This window comes from Rummeliibacillus stabekisii, assembly GCF_007988965.1.
Classification (GTDB): domain Bacteria; phylum Bacillota; class Bacilli; order Bacillales_A; family Planococcaceae; genus Rummeliibacillus; species Rummeliibacillus stabekisii.
In genome coordinates this window covers 41,601-56,764 of sequence record NZ_BJVD01000008.1, presented here as the reverse complement: position 1 = coordinate 56,764, position 15,164 = coordinate 41,601, and the positions used below count along the sequence as shown (strand labels likewise).

Sequence of the window (15,164 nt, the reverse complement as noted above, 5' to 3'; positions counted from 1 at the left end):
TACAATAGTGTATTAACGAAATGTGATATTTTTAATCATTCATAATGTCAATTCATCTCACAGGACAAAAGGCCATCCATTTATTGAAATTGATTCTGTATCTACACCTGCATTTTAATTATTCTTATAAGATTACTATGATATATAGTAATACAGAGAATTTTCATTTTCAATGATATTAAATTATTGAAGTATTCTTTAAACAAAAAGAAAAGGCTTGTTTTGTCAAACAAACCTTTAATATATTCAATTGGATTATGATTGTTGAAGATCGTTTTCAAATAAAACCCCTTAGTATAGGAATGATAAATAGAATGTAGGTGTACAGGTTAATAAATTGTCTGTATATACCGGTATTCTCACACTTTCATTTGGAAAATTATTTGTATGTATTGTATAAACATATTACTAGTTAATTAGAAATAATTTAGTTTAAAAAAGGCTTAACTTTTCTTTTATTTCTTGAATGATTTCAATGATACTATTCTTTTCAGTATCTATATACTCTCCAAAATCATATTGATTGTAGGCCTCTAAACATTTATCGGTTTGTTGAAAACACCAGTTGCCTTCTTCCTCTCCACGTAATCTTAACCTTTCGTAAATTGTCTCTTTACTTGCACTCAAGCAAAAGTGATGGGTTTGATCATCAATACTTTTAAATCCGTTATAAATGAAATGAAAGTATTCTATTTTCCTAATCGTCATTGGCACGATTAGATTGATCTTATATTTTGTAATTAACCTTTTTGCCACATCAACAGTTAACTCTTTCCATAATTCTAAATCTTGAAAGTCTCCTGTAGTGGATTCTGTTCTTTTTATATCAATAGGAATAACATTTCTTAACATATAACCTATCTCTTCAGGGTCATATATCATACTATTTTCAATTTCGTTTTGAAGCGTATTTGCAATAGTGGTCTTACCCACACCAAATGCTCCATTTATCATTATAATCATTACATCATCTCCTCACTTTCTATTTGTTAATCAAATTATAATTATTTATAAAAATGAATGCTAACCTTAGTTAAGGCAGGCCTGCTTTTTTGCGTATTAATTGCTGTTTTTGGGGACTTATTCTATAAATAAGTCCTTGGGAAAATAAATTTGTCCAATTTGTGAATGAATTGTTGACATTTTGTGTCCGACTGGCGTATTATATAGACATAAAGTTGTCACAATTGAACGTTTAAATTAAAGGGGGATGCCAAAATGAATTTTAATGATCTTATCCTAATAGCCGTATATTGCATGAGCATTCCGTTGGTTTGCGCAGTATTCTTCGATGCGTTTTACGCGGAGAAAAAGAGACGTAGCTTTTCATTGAAAAGAGTCTCTGGCTGGTATGCTTTATTCTTTGTTTTATCTTTTGTTCCAACAGTTATGTTTTTTGCATCATAAATATGATTTTAAGTAGGGAGCCATTAAAAATGGCTCCTTTTTTAATGATTGTTACCTAAAACACTATGTAAATAGTGTAAAAAAACTAGATATAAAGTTGTATTAAAGTGGTTAGAACTCCATTATAATAAGGGGAATACGTTCCCTATAGACATAATTTCTTGTTGCTTTTGAATAAATATATAGGGTGTGTTGCTGAAAACGAAGGAGGATCATCTTATGTTTCCAAAGTTAAAAAAACACTATCAATATTTCTCTTCCACACCTGGTACCGATCTTGTCGCCAATGAAAGATTTCAGCGCAAACTTGATTTTTTGGGACTTTCCTCTATTAGGAGGGAAGCGGTAAAAGATTTATGCGACCTGTATATTGAACATCACGAAAAAATCTTGACGAGCTTCTACGAACATTTAATGGCTATTCCAGAGTTTAAAGAAATAATCGATACGTATTCACATGTTGATCGTCTAAAAATAACCTTTGACCGGCACTTCCGTAGCCTTTTCCAGGACGACTTGGATTTACAATATATTTTTGATCGCCGTAAAATCGCGCATACACATGCGAAAATTGGTGTATTGCCAGATTGGATGATTTCAGCATATACCTATATCAATCAAATGATTATTCCACTGATTATTAAAAAGTATAGCCGAGACATTGAAAAGGCAATGGATGTCCTTTTAGCTTATGAAACGTTAGTAAGTATAGACCAGCAAATCATTGTTGAGACCTATATAGAAATACAAGCAAACTCTATTGTAGATGGATTAGGCGAGATTATTTCCTATAATACTAGGCTTGATCAGATTAAGGATTTGAGGGATTTTCAAGAAATTCAAATGCAAAACGTCATGGTTGTAAATGAAGCGATGGAACAATTAGAAGCGGGTATAGAAGAAGCATCTTCATCTATCCAACACATCACCTATGACACGCAAACAGCATTGAAGGAATTGAATAAAGGTATTAGCTCGTTACAATCAGTACAAGAGTTGCTAGCAGTAACAGATGAAGGTCAAGGAAGCGTTAATGAACATGTCTCAGATTTGGTTAGTACAGTCAATAATGTCTCTCAGCTGGTAAAATTTATTCAAGACCTAGCGGAACAGACAAACCTACTTGCATTAAATGCATCGATTGAAGCCGCAAGAGCAGGAGAGGCTGGTAAAGGTTTTGCCATTGTAGCAGAGGAAGTAAGAAAACTGGCAGATCATACAAAGATCTCTGTTAAGTCTGTGCATGAAGACATTCAAAAGCTCTTAATTACTACAAAAAAGATTAATGAATTAACAACTAAATCAGCAGAAGATTTACATATTGGCTCCCTTGAAGCAACAGGCATTACAAAGACATTAGCTGCTTTGAATGAAAACCTACAAGATCAAGGTGAAAATATCGAAGATGTCGCTTCAGCCTCTAAGCAGCAAGCTACCGCTGCTAATGAAATCGTAGACAGGATACGCAATATTGCTGAGCATGCTGTGAAAAGCAAAGAATTATCCCACACAACGGGAGAAATCATTTATACACTTAGCAAAATGATTATTGATTATCGTACAAATACCATTTCAAAGAACTTTATTATCAGCCAAGAAGATGTGATATCACTAGCTATTACCGATCATCTGCTCTGGCGTTGGCGTATCTACAATCTACTTAGCGGTTTTGAACAATTGAGCGTCGAGGATATTGGAACGCACAAAGAATCACGGCTTGGTGAATGGTATGATGGAATGGGCAGAGAATTGCTTGGAGATGAACCTGCATTTAAGGAATTAAAAATACCACATGAACAAGTACATGAAATCGCAAAATTGGCCATAAATGCTTATAACGCTAACAAGAATCAACTTGCAGAAAAATATTTAGCTGAATTGGAAGCTTGTTCGCAAACTGTGATTGAAAAATTAGAATCACTTAAAGAGGTAATTCTTTCAAGAAAAGCCCCATACCTAACAAAATAAAATAGTAGGAAGTTAGTGCTGTAACGTAGGGAAGTAGTTCTATCTTTCTTAAAAATCCAATTTTATTAGAGATATTTATGGTGAGCACGCAACCTAATGTTATATAATTTGTCCTGTTAGATAGAGAGAAATGAGTGAAGAAGTTGTCTTATATACTTCAATACACACTTGATATGCTAATTGTTATGATGATTGCTGTACCCTTTGTTATTTTCATTCGTTTACGGATGAAAAGAAAACAAAAGGCCTCTCAACGTAATCCGCTTCGTGAAGCAGGAATAATTATTTTTGGGATTTATTTAGTGGGCTTGTTTTATGAAACCATAATCCCTAAAAATGGCGTTAGCTTTAGCTATGCGGAAAAGCGAATCACGGATACCGATTCTTTAGGAATCAATCTCCATTTGTTTCGTGTATTCACAGATGTATATAACGCCATCCATTATTTAGGTTTATGGCAACCGTTTTTTATTAACTTTCTCGGGAATATCGCTATTTTTATGCCCATTGGATTTCTTCTTCCGATGTTATGGCGGAAAATGGAAAAATTCTTCTATTTATTGATCGTCGGATTTTGTTTATCCCTTTTTATTGAAACGATGCAACTTCCCCAGTACCGAAGCACAGATGTTGATGATTTATGGCTTAATACGTTAGGCGCTCTATTGGGTTTTCTGGTTTATCACCAACTAGTTAAAAGAATGCCTTGGCTGAAAGAAAAATTCAAAAGAAGAGTTTAAATAAACTTCAAGATGGGGAAAGTTTAAATGGCATTAATGTTAAGAGGAGATACAGCATGAATAAGCAATCAACAATCGAAGAAGAACAAAAAAAAGATGATCTAATAGATAACCTAATGAAGCTTGGTGTATTCAAGCTGCAAGATCTGCAACTTTACCAAGTTTCATTGGAAGTTTTGAAGAAAGAATATAAAAAACGGACAAATTAACGGATTGCTACTCAGTGGCAATCTTTTTCGGTATGTAAGGGTACATATAAATGGAAAAATAGAGTATAATCAAGAGATGTCGAAAGTTGTCAATGACATTGGCTAAAACATGAATTAAAGTGAATTGATATAGATAGGAGATATTAAATATGTGTGGATTTACAGGATTTATCGGTGAGGTTTCAAACCCTGGCCTTGTACTAGAAAATATGATGAACCAAATTATACACCGCGGCCCGGATTCAGCGGGAGACTTTACAGATGGACTAGCAGCTCTTGGATTCCGTCGTCTTAGTATTATTGATGTAGAGCACGGCAGCCAACCGCTTTATAATGAAGACCAATCATTAGTATTAATTTTTAATGGTGAAATCTATAACTTCCAGGAAATTAGAGAAGATCTTCTTGCTTGTGGTCATACGTTTAAAACGGATACAGATAGTGAAGTATTGATCCATGGGTATGAAGAATACGGCCCTAAGCTTGTCCAAAAGCTACGTGGTATGTTTGCTTTTGTGATCTGGGATCGCAATAAAAAGCGCTTATTCGCTGCACGTGATATGTTCGGTATTAAACCTTTCTATTATGCACATATGAATGGAACGCTATTATTTGGCTCTGAAATTAAGAGTTTCTTGCCTCATCCGCATTTTGAGAAAACATTGAATGAAAAAGCATTAAAACCTTATTTAACATTCCAATTCCCTGTATTGAATGAAACTTTCTTTAAAGGTGTATTCAAATTGCCAGCAGCTCATTATTTGACTTTTGAAGATGGCAAGTTAGAAGTGACACGTTATTGGGAACCAAAATTCCATCCGGAAGAACGTCCTCTTGATGAGATTGTCGATGAGATCGATGACACTGTCCGCGACTCTATTAAAGCACATGAATTTTCAGATCCAAATGTTCAAGTGGGTTCATTCTTATCATCTGGTGTTGACTCAAGCTATGTAGCTTCTGTATTAAAACCGGATAAAACTTTCTCAGTTGGTTTCAGTGCACAAAACTTTTCTGAAATTGATAATGCAAAAGAATTATCAACTGAATTAGGTATCGAAAATATTAATGAAGTACTTGATCCTGAAGTTTGCTTCAATAAATTAGATGAAATTCAATATATGATGGATGAACCACATTCTAATCCCTCTATCGTTCCACTTTATTTCTTAGCAGAATTAGCACGTAAACACGTGACAGTTGTATTGTCTGGGGAAGGTGCAGATGAATTATTCGGTGGTTATGCAGAGTATGATGAAACACCTTCTATGCGTAAATATAAAAAAATACCTCAATTAATTCGTCGTCCAATTGCAGAAGTAGCTAAAGTTTTGCCTGAACTTAGAGGCAAACACTTCTTAATGCGCGGAGGTCTACCAGTAGAGCAAACATTTATTGGACAAGCGCATATCTTTGAAGAAAAAGAAGCGACTGAGATATTGGCAGATCGTTACAATCATGCGCCTACTGTAGAAGACTTAGTAATGCCTGTTTATAAAAAAGCTGCAGGTGAAGATGATTTAACGAAAAAACAATTGCTAGATTTGAATTTATGGTTAGTAGACGACATTTTATTGAAAGCAGATAAAATGAGTATGGCGCATTCTATTGAATTGCGTGTACCATTCCTTGACCGTGAAGTTATGAAAGTAGCATCTAAAGTGCCATCACGCTATCGTGTCAATGAACAAGATACAAAATTTGCTTTCCGTAAAGCTTCAGAACGTGCATTACCATCAGAATGGGCAAACCGCAAAAAAATCGGGTTCCCTGTGCCTATCAGACTTTGGCTACAAGAAGACAAATACTTCAACAAAATTAAAGAGGCTTTTGAATCGCCAGTTGCAGCACAATTCTTTGATCAACAAGCAATCGTTCAATTATTAACAGACCATTACGAAGGAAAAGCGAAAAACCAACGTAAAGTATGGACAATCTATATGTTCCTAGTATGGTACAACAAATATTTTGGCTAATATTCCCTTTCCCTATAAATTGCAATCTAATCAGTGTACCTGATTGAGTGTTCCAGTTGGGCATACAGGCAACAATTCACCGACCCTTATCATTAGCTTAAATGGTAGGGGTCGGTCCCTGATGCCTGTTATCCGGGATATAAAAGGATGTTATGCATGTTAAAGAGAAGTATAATGCCTCGGCATGTGCTCCTCTTTTGCTTTATATTGCTTTTTTCCGTTTATCTAAGCGGTTGCAGCAGTGTATTTCCAGCAAAAGAGGGAGAGCAGGATGAGGGCATAAAAGTGTTGACCGTCGCCTTTGGGAGCAGAGAACCCATACCCAATACAAAGGTAATCGTCCGTGACTTAGATACAGACAAATTAATTACCACTGCAATTGGGAACAGTGAAGGCGAATTGACGTTACATTTGGAGAGGAATCGCAGGTATTTGTTCATCCCCTCACATGAGGATTTTAAGAACGAAGAAACAGCGAATGTCTCGAAAGTGATTAAGATTAAAGATGATACAACTTATGTGGTACTGGAAACCTACAATCAAGAAGATAAAGCAATGGACGTGCCTGTTGTTCTGCAAAAACCTGAGCTTCCCCACGGTTGTGAAATAACTGCAATGACCGCAGCATTCAATTATTATGGTTTAAACTTGTCTAAAATTAAGATGGCTCGCAATTACTTGCCTACACAGCCATTAATTAATCGTGACGGCAAACGAATAGGCCCAGACCCGGCAAAAGCATATGCTGGTGATCCAGCTAATGTGAATACAGGTACCTATGTGTTTGCTAAAGTAATTGAAAAAGCAGCGAAGAAAGTATCAAAGGATTATCATGCAGATATTCAGGTACAAAACCTCACAGGCGCAAGCAAGCAGAAGATTATTGGTACTGTCAAACAGGGCATCCCTGTCATGATGTGGGTAACACTCGATTTAACTAAGCCACAAACAAAGGAAGGCTGGTATATCGAGGGAACCATGAAAAAAATGTCCATGTACCGTAATCTGCATGTTGTGGTGCTTACAGGTTACGATGATGGAAAGGTCATTGTAATGGATCCATTGCACGGTTATGTATCACATTCCGCGTCCAAGTTTTTTGCGAGTTATAAAGACTTAGGCAAGCAAGCAATAGCTCTTAAGAAACACTAAAGCAAATCTATTCGTATATTCGTGATATAAATGAAAATATGGTACACTAATGGCATTAAAATAAGAAATTAAGTGAGATGATCAGCGTTGGCAAAACAACCATTTTTACCTATATTAATCGGCTCAGATATGAACGCCTATGGCATGGCTCGCTCATTCTATGAAGCATACGGCATTAAGCCCATTGTGGTCGGCCGAGCACATTTAACAGCAACACAAAATAGCCGTATACTCCATTTCAGACAAGTTCCCAATCTAAAAGAGAACTTCCTAGAAGAGATGAAGAAAATTGCAAAAGAATATAGAGACCAAAAATTGCTTCTTATGGGATGCGGCGATGACTATGTCAAACTTATTATTAAAAATAAACCTGCCCTAGAGGAGCATTTTACCGTTCCATATATTGATGAAGCGTTGATGGACCGTATTTTGTTAAAAGAAAACTTTTATAAAATATGCGATCAATATCAATTTAGTTATCCGAAAACAGACACATGCACATATGAAACGCATGAAAACTTTGAAGTGAAATTCAACTACCCCATTATTATCAAGGCATCAAACTCAGTCGCATATTGGGCTTGCGAATTCCCGGGCAAAAAGAAAGTATTCTTAGCACAGGATGAAGCGGAAAAAGATGCGATTTTAAAAGCGATATACAGTTCGTCGTATAAAGATCATTTAATCATCCAAGAATACATTCCAGGTGATGATTCCTATATGCGTGTTTTAAATGCTTATGTTGCAACAGACGGCAAAGTAAAATTAATGTGTTTAGGAAATCCAATTTTAGAAGAGCATACACCAGAAGGAATTGGAAGCTATGCAGCAATCATTTCGACATATGATAAAGAGCTTCTTGACCAAGTGCGTTATTTCTTAGAGGATATCGGCTTTACTGGTATCGCCAACTTTGATATGAAGTATGATGAACGTGACGGCAAGTATAAATTATTTGAAATCAATTTACGTAACGGACGAAGCAGCTACTATGTGACTGCTGCTGGCTACAACTTAATGCAATATGTAGCAGATGACCGAATGCTGCATCTTGAACAAGAGTGCACATATGCGCAAAATGAGCATCTTTGGACCATTATTCCAAATGGCGTACTGTTCAAATATGCAGAAAATAAAGAGCTTAAAGCAAAAGCGCGTAAGCTAATCCAAGAGGGCAAATCAACCAACTCGCTGTTCTACAAAGAGGACATGAACTGGAAACGTTGGATCAAACTAACGTTGAACAGTCTGAATTATTATCGCAAGTACAAAAAATACTTTAACAAAAAAGGTTTGTCATAAGAAATGGACAAGTTAGTACTGGGGATTATTGGCGGGGTTGGGCCGCTTGCAACGATGCTACTCGGAGAAACCATTGTAAGAAGAACAAAGGCGTTTAGCGACCAAGAGCATATGCACTTTATTATCGATAATGATACGCGCATTCCAGACCGGACAGCATTTATCCTTGATCAGACACAGGCTAGCCCGCTTCCTTTTATGGCGGAAGATGCAAAAAAACTAGTGAATGCTGGAGCGGAACGAATTGTTATTCCTTGCAATACAGCCCACTACTTTTACGATGAATTGCAAAAGGAAACAAAGATACCGATTTTGCATATGATTCGGGAGACAGCTAAAAAGGCAAAGCAGCTTCAAGCAAAACGTGTGGGGATACTTGCTACAACAGGAACACTTTCGTCGAACTTATATCAAGAAGCTTTAGTCCAAGAAGGTCTTGAACCGGTTGTTCCAGATGAAAAATTGCAAGAGCGCTTGATGTCTATTATCTACGATCATGTGAAGGCGGGCAAAATGATATCAAAAGCAGTTTGGCAGTCAATCGAGGATGAGATGAAGAAAGCAGCTTGTGATTATATCATTCTAGGATGTACGGAGCTGTCAGTTGTAAACCGTTCTTTAGCGCTTGATAATCGATATATCGATGCGCTTGTCGTGCTTGCAGAGCGTGCAATCGAAAGCTGCGGTTATGAGTTAGCGGATTAGTATAAAACTTTTCTCAGGAATTTAAAGGGCCCGTCTACATAAGAGGCGGGCGTTACATACATTAGAAAAAGAAAGAAGGTGCAGGCATTATGGCATTTTTAGATTTATTAAATGAAGATTTGCAGCAAAAATGGAAGTTTCCATCTACAATGCCCATTCAAGAGCAGATGGTAGAAGCATTTTTGGAGGGGAAAGATGTAGTAGCTGAGTCTCCTACAGGAACAGGTAAAACGTTAGCGTATCTGTTGCCGATTTTACAAAAGGTAGATGGTGCTAAAAAGGCAACTCAAGCCCTTATTGTAGCTCCATCGCAAGAGTTGTGCATGCAAATCGTAGAGGTGATCCGTACATGGATTGCTGGCACAAATATTACTGTAGTCCCTTTGATTGGCGGTGCAAATCCACAACGCCAAATTGAAAAGCTAAAGAAAAAGCCAACGATAGTTGTAGGAACGCCAGGACGTTTAAATGAACTTATTACAAGCAAAAAACTAAAATTGCATGAAATTAACATGATTGTTTTAGATGAAGGGGACCAACTATTAAGTCGGGATTATCGTGTTATCGTAAAAGGCTTTATAGATGGAGCAGCTCATGGCAGACAAGTAGCTGTGGTGTCTGCAACGGTAACAGAAGAAATTGAGCTTGTGGCGAATAGAATGCTTCATGATCCGGTACGCATTAAAATAGCAGCAACAGAGGTTCCAGCAAGCGGTAAGGTCGAACATTCCTTCATAAAAATAGAGGAACGAGATAAGACAGAACTATTGCGAAAACTGTCAAACCTTTCAGGGCTGCGTGGACTAGCTTTTATCAATAACTTAGACCAAGTGATGATGAAAGAATCAAAGCTAGGTTTTCGCAATGCGCCGATTGTAGCCTTGCATTCTGAGATGAAAAAAGAGGAAAGAAAATCAGCGATTGAACGTTTCCGCAAAGGTGACGCGCGCGTCCTTCTCGCTACAGATATTGCCGCAAGGGGCTTAGATATAGAGGGGCTAACACATGTTATTCATGTCAACGTGCCATTCACAAAAGAGCAGTATATCCACCGTTCAGGCAGAACAGGAAGAGCTGGCAATAGCGGGGAAGTACTTACATTACTTGCACATCATGAAGAACAGGCATATCTAAAACGCATGAGAGAATTAGAAATTGAGCCAGTTGAGAAAAATTGGGCAAATGGCCAATTAAAAGAGGGTAAGGCAGAAGCCAAACCTAACAAAGGGAATAAACGCTATTCAACGAATGGTACAAATGCAAACAGAAAAAACAAGGGCGATGGGAAGAAACCTTATCACGCAAAGAAAAGAGGGAAATAATATGACGTTTGAAGAGAAGCTAGAACAATTTGCTGAGCTTGCAGTAAGAGTAGGCGCAAATATCCAAAAAGGTCAAACCATGTTAATAAATACAACTACAGAGACAGTTGAATTTACAAGATTAGTGGCAAAAAAAGCGTATGAAGCAGGGGCTGCACGCGTAACGGTTAATTTTTCAGATGATGTGATTGACCGTGCTTTTTACGACAATGCACCAGCTGATGAATTTGCTAAATTTCCACGCTGGATTAGTGAACAACGAGATGAGTTGATTGAGCGCGGGGGTGCTCTTTTGTGGATTGATGCGCAAGATCCGGATAACCTTACGGGAGTGCCAGTTGAAAAACTATCCGCACAGCAAAAAGCATCAGGCAAAGCGCTTGAAAACTATCGCGATGCAGTGATGAACGACAAGATTGCGTGGTCTATTATTGCTGTACCATCGAAGAAATGGGCTGCAAAAGTATTCTCTGATTTAAAAGAAGAAGAGCAGCTGCCAGCATTATGGGAAGCGATCTTCAAAACGGTTCATATTGGTGAAGGAAATGCTGTAGACAACTGGGAACAACATTTGAAAAACCTAGATGCGAGAGCAGATCTTTTAAACGCAAAACGTTATCAAAAGCTGCATTATAAAGCGCCTGGTACTGATTTAACAATTGAATTGCCAGATAAGCATATTTGGTGCACAGGTGGGAGCCATACACCTGCTGGTTCTTCGTTTGTAGCAAATATGCCAACAGAAGAAGTGTACACAATGCCATCAAAATACGGGGTAAATGGCTTTGTATCGAATACAAAACCGCTTGTTTTCCAAGGCAATGTTATCGATCAATTTAAGTTGACATTCGAAGGTGGAAAGATTGTAAAAGCTGAAGCAGAGGTTGGTCATGATTTGCTGCAAGAATTAGTCAAAGCGGATGAAGGTTCTAAGTACCTTGGCGAAGTTGCTCTTGTACCACATGAGTCGCCTATCTCTGCATCAAATATTCTTTACTACAATACGCTTTTCGATGAAAATGCCTCTAACCACCTGGCAATTGGCGAAGCTTATCCGACATGCTATGAAGGTGGAAGCAGCCTGACAAAAGAGGAGCTTGAGGAAAAAGGTATTAATACATCAATTACTCATGAAGATTTCATGATTGGTAGCGGAGAAATGGATATCGACGGCGTTCTAGCAGACGGTACAGTTGAACCTATTTTCCGCAATGGCAGCTGGGCATTTTAAGTAGACTTGCGTAGGTTGCTATACCTTTTAATCTCAGCTTAAAGTTCATATAAAAAAACGCCGTATTCCATAGGAAATACGGCGTTTTTAGTGATTATTTTTTCATTGCTTTTTTATCATGTCTTGCATCAATCACTTTTAAGATGATTGGATAAACAACTGGTGCGATTTTGATTACAGTTTTTATTACTTTTCGTAATTGCATATAGTAGCACTCCATTCATTGATGAGCTTGTGTATATTTAACTAATAGCCATATTAACAGTATTTTAAACTTTGAGTACTTTAATTCCTTGTACAATATTCCAAATGAACACGCCTAGCGAAAGGATAGCTTCTACAACAATAAAGATGAGCCATGCTCCCATAATCCACATACCATCATTGGACGAGGCATCTGGGCTCCCTGTTTCAAATGAATAACTGTAAAAACCGGCTCCAGCCACCACGGCCATAAATATAATAACGCCAATAATGGTAGGGACCAGAAGAAGAAGGTGAGAGAGTAAGGCGCGCTTAGCATGCCTTTTCACTTCTTGTTCCTTTACAGCAAAATACACGATGACGGGCAAGATAAATCCAGCAAAAAATATACTAAAATAACACAAAGAAGAGATTACACGGTTATTATTGTTTTCCAATTCCAATTTTGACACCTCCATATATCTATACATACGCACAGGGCTCACTGAAAGATTCAGAAAGATGAAAATTACCATGGCAATTTAAAATCAAATCAAGTACAATAAATGTGTTCAATTAAATACTGATGTATCGACCACGAGGGGAGCCGCAAATGGGCGGCTGAGAGTGAATCCGAAATTCTAACCCTTTGAACCTGTAAGTTAATGCTTGCGTAGGAATGTGGATAGAGACCGACTTATTTCGATGTTAGGGCTATCCTAATGTCGTTTTTTATTTGGGTGGAAATCTTCTGGAATACTTGTTTACGGGAATACGCTTTAGGCAAGAGTGGGCTGCATCGAAATACGGGAGGAAGTATATTGAATAAGAAACGTTTATTAATGATGATTGAAATCGCCATATTTGCAGCGATCGGATTTGTACTGGATAAGCTGTCCTTTAGTCTATGGCCACAGGGCGGTTCTATTAGCCTTGTAATGGTTCCGATTGTACTTATGGCATTTCGTTGGGGGACAATGGCTGGACTCGTTACAGGGCTGTTAATTGGCGGATTGCAAGTGTTAATAGGGGGCGCCTATGTGTTGACGCCTTTGCAAGGCTTCATCGATTATTTCTTTGCATTTACAGCTGTAGGCTTAGCTGGTGTGATGCGAGGCATGATGATTGCTGCCAACCGACGTGGCCAAACTGGCAAAATGATCGTTGCTATAACAATTGGAACATTTATTGGCGGATTATTAAAATATGCAGCACATACATTGGCGGGAATCGTGTTCTTTGCTGAATATGCAGGGAAGCAAAATGTATATTGGTACTCTATTGTGTACAACGGCTCTTATATGATTCCTGCTATTATTTTAACGATTATTGTCGTTGCGCTGCTGTTTAAATCTGCGCCTCGAATAGCTAACCCGAAAAATTAATGAATTAAGAATTCGACATGATATTAGCAATACAATGAACAAACGCTCAGATACATTCTGAGCGTTTTTATTTATTAGGTTATTTTCCTAAAGAGAAGCCTTCAAATAATCTTCCACCAAATGGTTGAAGGACTTGATCAGTCAGGCATACAATCTTACCAATATCATTTGATTTATAATATGCGTCGAATGCTTCAACAAATTCGTTTGCAAGTTTCTTGTCATGATGAACTAATGAACGATAAACCCATTTTGATGTACCAATCCATTTGCCATTACTTCGAAGGATGAATTCACTAACTAATTCGCTGAGTGTGCTCGCAATAAAAATGCCTTCAGCTCTATTTTGACAACCGATTAAATCATCTAACACATCCGTAACAAAATATCGCTTTATGTCCATTGTTTCTTTTGTCCAATCTTCTGGCCCTTGTTCTATTAAGTCTTTGGCTTCCTTTCTAATAGCCGATAATACTCCTGTATCTTTTAAAATTTTGCCCTCACTTACCATTCTTGGCATTGTAGGCCTTCCTTCTTTACAATCACGTACAAAAAAGAAACGATAAGACTTCAAATTATGAACAAACAGTTCAATATTCCATCCAAATTCAATAAGGGATTCACGATAAGAAAAAGGAAAACTTTTGTCAAATATGATGATATCTAAATCAGAAGTTTCAGTTGCTTGTCCTCGAACAACACTCCCAGCTAAGATAGCTCCCTGACAATTATGAAAATGTTTTTCAACAAACTGTAAGGCTGCTTCTAGTGGATCAAGTCTATTCTTCATATAATTTCCACCCTTCTTGTTTTAAGGTATCTTCTTCGGCAGAAGCTAAAAGTTTATAAGATTTGATTACCTAAAAATTCTATAACAATTTTATCGTATTTATTCCGATCTTCTTTAATATAGTTTGCTAATACTAGCGAATCGTAACGGAACTCAATTCGTTTTTTTAGTTTCATGACTGGGTATGGATTGTAATAAATCTACATACTAATAATTGATTGCGGGGTGAATCTGTTGGAGATGCTTTTACTAATTATTATTATCAATATTGTTTATATGACACTGGTAACATTGCGGATGATTCTTGTGATAAAAGGATATCGAATTGTAGCATCACTGATGTCTGTAGCTGAGGTCTTTATCTATTTGATGGGGTTGAAGATTGTGCTGGATAATTTAGACCGTCCGCTCAATATATTAGCTTATTGCGTAGGATGGGGATTAGGCGTTTATTCTGGTGGTCTCATTGAAAGCAAACTAGCGCTAGGTTATATGATCTTTGATGTGATTGTTGACAGAGAACAGCAGGGGTTGGTTAGCAAATTGAGGGATGAAGGCTTTGGCGTCACAGCATGGATTGGTAATGGTAAAGATGGGGAACGTCTCTGTTTGAAAGTGATTGCCAAGAGAAAAGAGGAAAGGTATTTCCGAGATTGCATTACAAAAATAGCCCCATCTGCTTTTGTTGTTTCCTATGAGCCGAACATTTTGAACGGCGGTTTTTTCTTAAAGCGCAAGCACTTATTTTTATAGAAACGCATATGTTAATTTAGAAAAGTACACTTAATTTACCT

At 37.3% G+C, this 15,164-nt stretch carries 16 protein-coding genes and 1 riboswitch; of the genes, 12 read left to right on the top strand and 4 right to left on the bottom strand.

The genetic code is table 11. The features are described from left to right. Nucleotides 1–432: 432 nt before the first annotated feature. Complete coding sequence (locus tag RST01_RS12430; RefSeq protein ID WP_147197235.1) at nucleotides 433–963, bottom strand: AAA family ATPase; 531 nt, start codon at nucleotides 961–963, stop codon at nucleotides 433–435. Nucleotides 964–1,218: 255 nt separating this feature from the next. Between RST01_RS12430 and RST01_RS12425 the strand changes: the two genes are divergently transcribed. From RST01_RS12425 to RST01_RS12380, 10 genes are all read left to right on the top strand, one after another. Then, a complete protein-coding gene (locus RST01_RS12425) occupies nucleotides 1,219–1,407 on the top strand; it encodes a hypothetical protein (protein WP_066789788.1) in 189 nt (62 codons plus the stop codon). A gap of 219 nt (nucleotides 1,408–1,626) precedes the next feature. Then, nucleotides 1,627–3,375, top strand: a complete 1,749-nt coding sequence (locus RST01_RS12420; protein WP_147197233.1) for a protoglobin domain-containing protein — start codon at nucleotides 1,627–1,629, stop codon at nucleotides 3,373–3,375. Between the two features lie 134 nt (nucleotides 3,376–3,509). Then, nucleotides 3,510–4,115: a VanZ family protein gene (locus RST01_RS12415; RefSeq protein WP_244946718.1), complete on the top strand. Its 606-nt coding sequence runs from the start codon at nucleotides 3,510–3,512 to the stop codon at nucleotides 4,113–4,115. Between the two features lie 56 nt (nucleotides 4,116–4,171). Further along, nucleotides 4,172–4,324, top strand: coding sequence for a Fur-regulated basic protein FbpA (locus RST01_RS12410; protein WP_084246948.1), 153 nt, complete (start codon nucleotides 4,172–4,174; stop codon nucleotides 4,322–4,324). Nucleotides 4,325–4,473: 149 nt separating this feature from the next. After that, nucleotides 4,474–6,300: an asparagine synthase (glutamine-hydrolyzing) gene (gene asnB / locus RST01_RS12405; RefSeq protein ID WP_066789777.1), complete on the top strand. Its 1,827-nt coding sequence runs from the start codon at nucleotides 4,474–4,476 to the stop codon at nucleotides 6,298–6,300. A gap of 156 nt (nucleotides 6,301–6,456) precedes the next feature. Continuing rightward, nucleotides 6,457–7,452, top strand: coding sequence for a C39 family peptidase (locus RST01_RS12400; protein ID WP_184117572.1), 996 nt, complete (start codon nucleotides 6,457–6,459; stop codon nucleotides 7,450–7,452). Nucleotides 7,453–7,581: 129 nt separating this feature from the next. Further along, on the top strand, nucleotides 7,582–8,754 hold the full coding sequence (locus RST01_RS12395; protein WP_066791933.1) for a carboxylate--amine ligase: 1,173 nt from the start codon (nucleotides 7,582–7,584) through the stop codon (nucleotides 8,752–8,754). A gap of 3 nt (nucleotides 8,755–8,757) precedes the next feature. Then, a complete protein-coding gene (gene cuyB / locus RST01_RS12390) occupies nucleotides 8,758–9,459 on the top strand; it encodes a cysteate racemase (protein ID WP_147197229.1) in 702 nt (233 codons plus the stop codon). Between the two features lie 89 nt (nucleotides 9,460–9,548). Continuing rightward, nucleotides 9,549–10,781 (top strand): DEAD/DEAH box helicase, encoded by a 1,233-nt coding sequence (locus RST01_RS12385; protein WP_147197228.1) that lies wholly within the window; start codon nucleotides 9,549–9,551, stop codon nucleotides 10,779–10,781. A 1-nt stretch (nucleotide 10,782) separates the two neighbouring features. Next, complete coding sequence (locus RST01_RS12380) at nucleotides 10,783–12,012, top strand: aminopeptidase (RefSeq protein ID WP_147197226.1); 1,230 nt, start codon at nucleotides 10,783–10,785, stop codon at nucleotides 12,010–12,012. Between the two features lie 94 nt (nucleotides 12,013–12,106). On the opposite strand, the gene yxzF is transcribed toward RST01_RS12380, so the two are convergent. Both yxzF and RST01_RS12375 read right to left on the bottom strand, forming a co-directional pair. After that, a complete protein-coding gene (gene yxzF, locus RST01_RS16360) occupies nucleotides 12,107–12,217 on the bottom strand; it encodes a small protein YxzF (RefSeq protein ID WP_490722674.1) in 111 nt (36 codons plus the stop codon). Nucleotides 12,218–12,281: 64 nt separating this feature from the next. Beyond that, entirely contained in the window at nucleotides 12,282–12,659 is a 378-nt protein-coding gene (locus RST01_RS12375; protein WP_066789768.1) for a magnetosome magnetite crystal formation protein family, read from the bottom strand. A gap of 126 nt (nucleotides 12,660–12,785) precedes the next feature. Then, a riboswitch (TPP riboswitch) is annotated at nucleotides 12,786–12,892 on the top strand. Between the two features lie 124 nt (nucleotides 12,893–13,016). Between RST01_RS12375 and thiT the strand changes: the two genes are divergently transcribed. Beyond that, nucleotides 13,017–13,580, top strand: a complete 564-nt coding sequence (thiT, locus tag RST01_RS12370; RefSeq protein ID WP_147197224.1) for an energy-coupled thiamine transporter ThiT — start codon at nucleotides 13,017–13,019, stop codon at nucleotides 13,578–13,580. Nucleotides 13,581–13,659: 79 nt separating this feature from the next. Here the strand turns inward: thiT and RST01_RS12365 are convergent, their stop codons facing one another. Continuing rightward, the gene (locus RST01_RS12365) at nucleotides 13,660–14,370 is read right to left on the bottom strand and encodes a nucleotidyltransferase domain-containing protein (RefSeq protein ID WP_147197222.1); all 711 of its coding nucleotides are present in this window, start codon (nucleotides 14,368–14,370) and stop codon (nucleotides 13,660–13,662) included. Nucleotides 14,371–14,610: 240 nt separating this feature from the next. On the opposite strand from RST01_RS12365, the gene RST01_RS12360 reads away from it, so the two are divergent. Continuing rightward, on the top strand, nucleotides 14,611–15,123 hold the full coding sequence (locus RST01_RS12360) for a DUF2179 domain-containing protein (protein WP_147197348.1): 513 nt from the start codon (nucleotides 14,611–14,613) through the stop codon (nucleotides 15,121–15,123). Nucleotides 15,124–15,164: the final 41 nt, after the last annotated feature.

Excerpts from the sequence above, each read along its gene's own strand:
- RST01_RS12430 (WP_147197235.1), bottom strand. The coding sequence starts at position 963 with ATGATTATAATGATAAATGGAGCATTTGGTGTGGGTAAGACCACTATT.
- RST01_RS12425 (WP_066789788.1), top strand. The coding sequence starts at position 1,219 with ATGAATTTTAATGATCTTATCCTAATAGCCGTATATTGCATGAGCATT.
- RST01_RS12420 (WP_147197233.1), top strand. The coding sequence starts at position 1,627 with ATGTTTCCAAAGTTAAAAAAACACTATCAATATTTCTCTTCCACACCT.
- RST01_RS12410 (WP_084246948.1), top strand. The coding sequence starts at position 4,172 with ATGAATAAGCAATCAACAATCGAAGAAGAACAAAAAAAAGATGATCTA.
- asnB (WP_066789777.1), top strand. The coding sequence starts at position 4,474 with ATGTGTGGATTTACAGGATTTATCGGTGAGGTTTCAAACCCTGGCCTT.
- RST01_RS12400 (WP_184117572.1), top strand. The coding sequence starts at position 6,457 with ATGTTAAAGAGAAGTATAATGCCTCGGCATGTGCTCCTCTTTTGCTTT.
- RST01_RS12395 (WP_066791933.1), top strand. The coding sequence starts at position 7,582 with ATGAACGCCTATGGCATGGCTCGCTCATTCTATGAAGCATACGGCATT.
- cuyB (WP_147197229.1), top strand. The coding sequence starts at position 8,758 with ATGGACAAGTTAGTACTGGGGATTATTGGCGGGGTTGGGCCGCTTGCA.
- RST01_RS12385 (WP_147197228.1), top strand. The coding sequence starts at position 9,549 with ATGGCATTTTTAGATTTATTAAATGAAGATTTGCAGCAAAAATGGAAG.
- RST01_RS12380 (WP_147197226.1), top strand. The coding sequence starts at position 10,783 with ATGACGTTTGAAGAGAAGCTAGAACAATTTGCTGAGCTTGCAGTAAGA.
- yxzF (WP_490722674.1), bottom strand. The coding sequence starts at position 12,217 with ATGCAATTACGAAAAGTAATAAAAACTGTAATCAAAATCGCACCAGTT.
- RST01_RS12365 (WP_147197222.1), bottom strand. The coding sequence starts at position 14,370 with ATGAAGAATAGACTTGATCCACTAGAAGCAGCCTTACAGTTTGTTGAA.
- RST01_RS12360 (WP_147197348.1), top strand. The coding sequence starts at position 14,611 with ATGCTTTTACTAATTATTATTATCAATATTGTTTATATGACACTGGTA.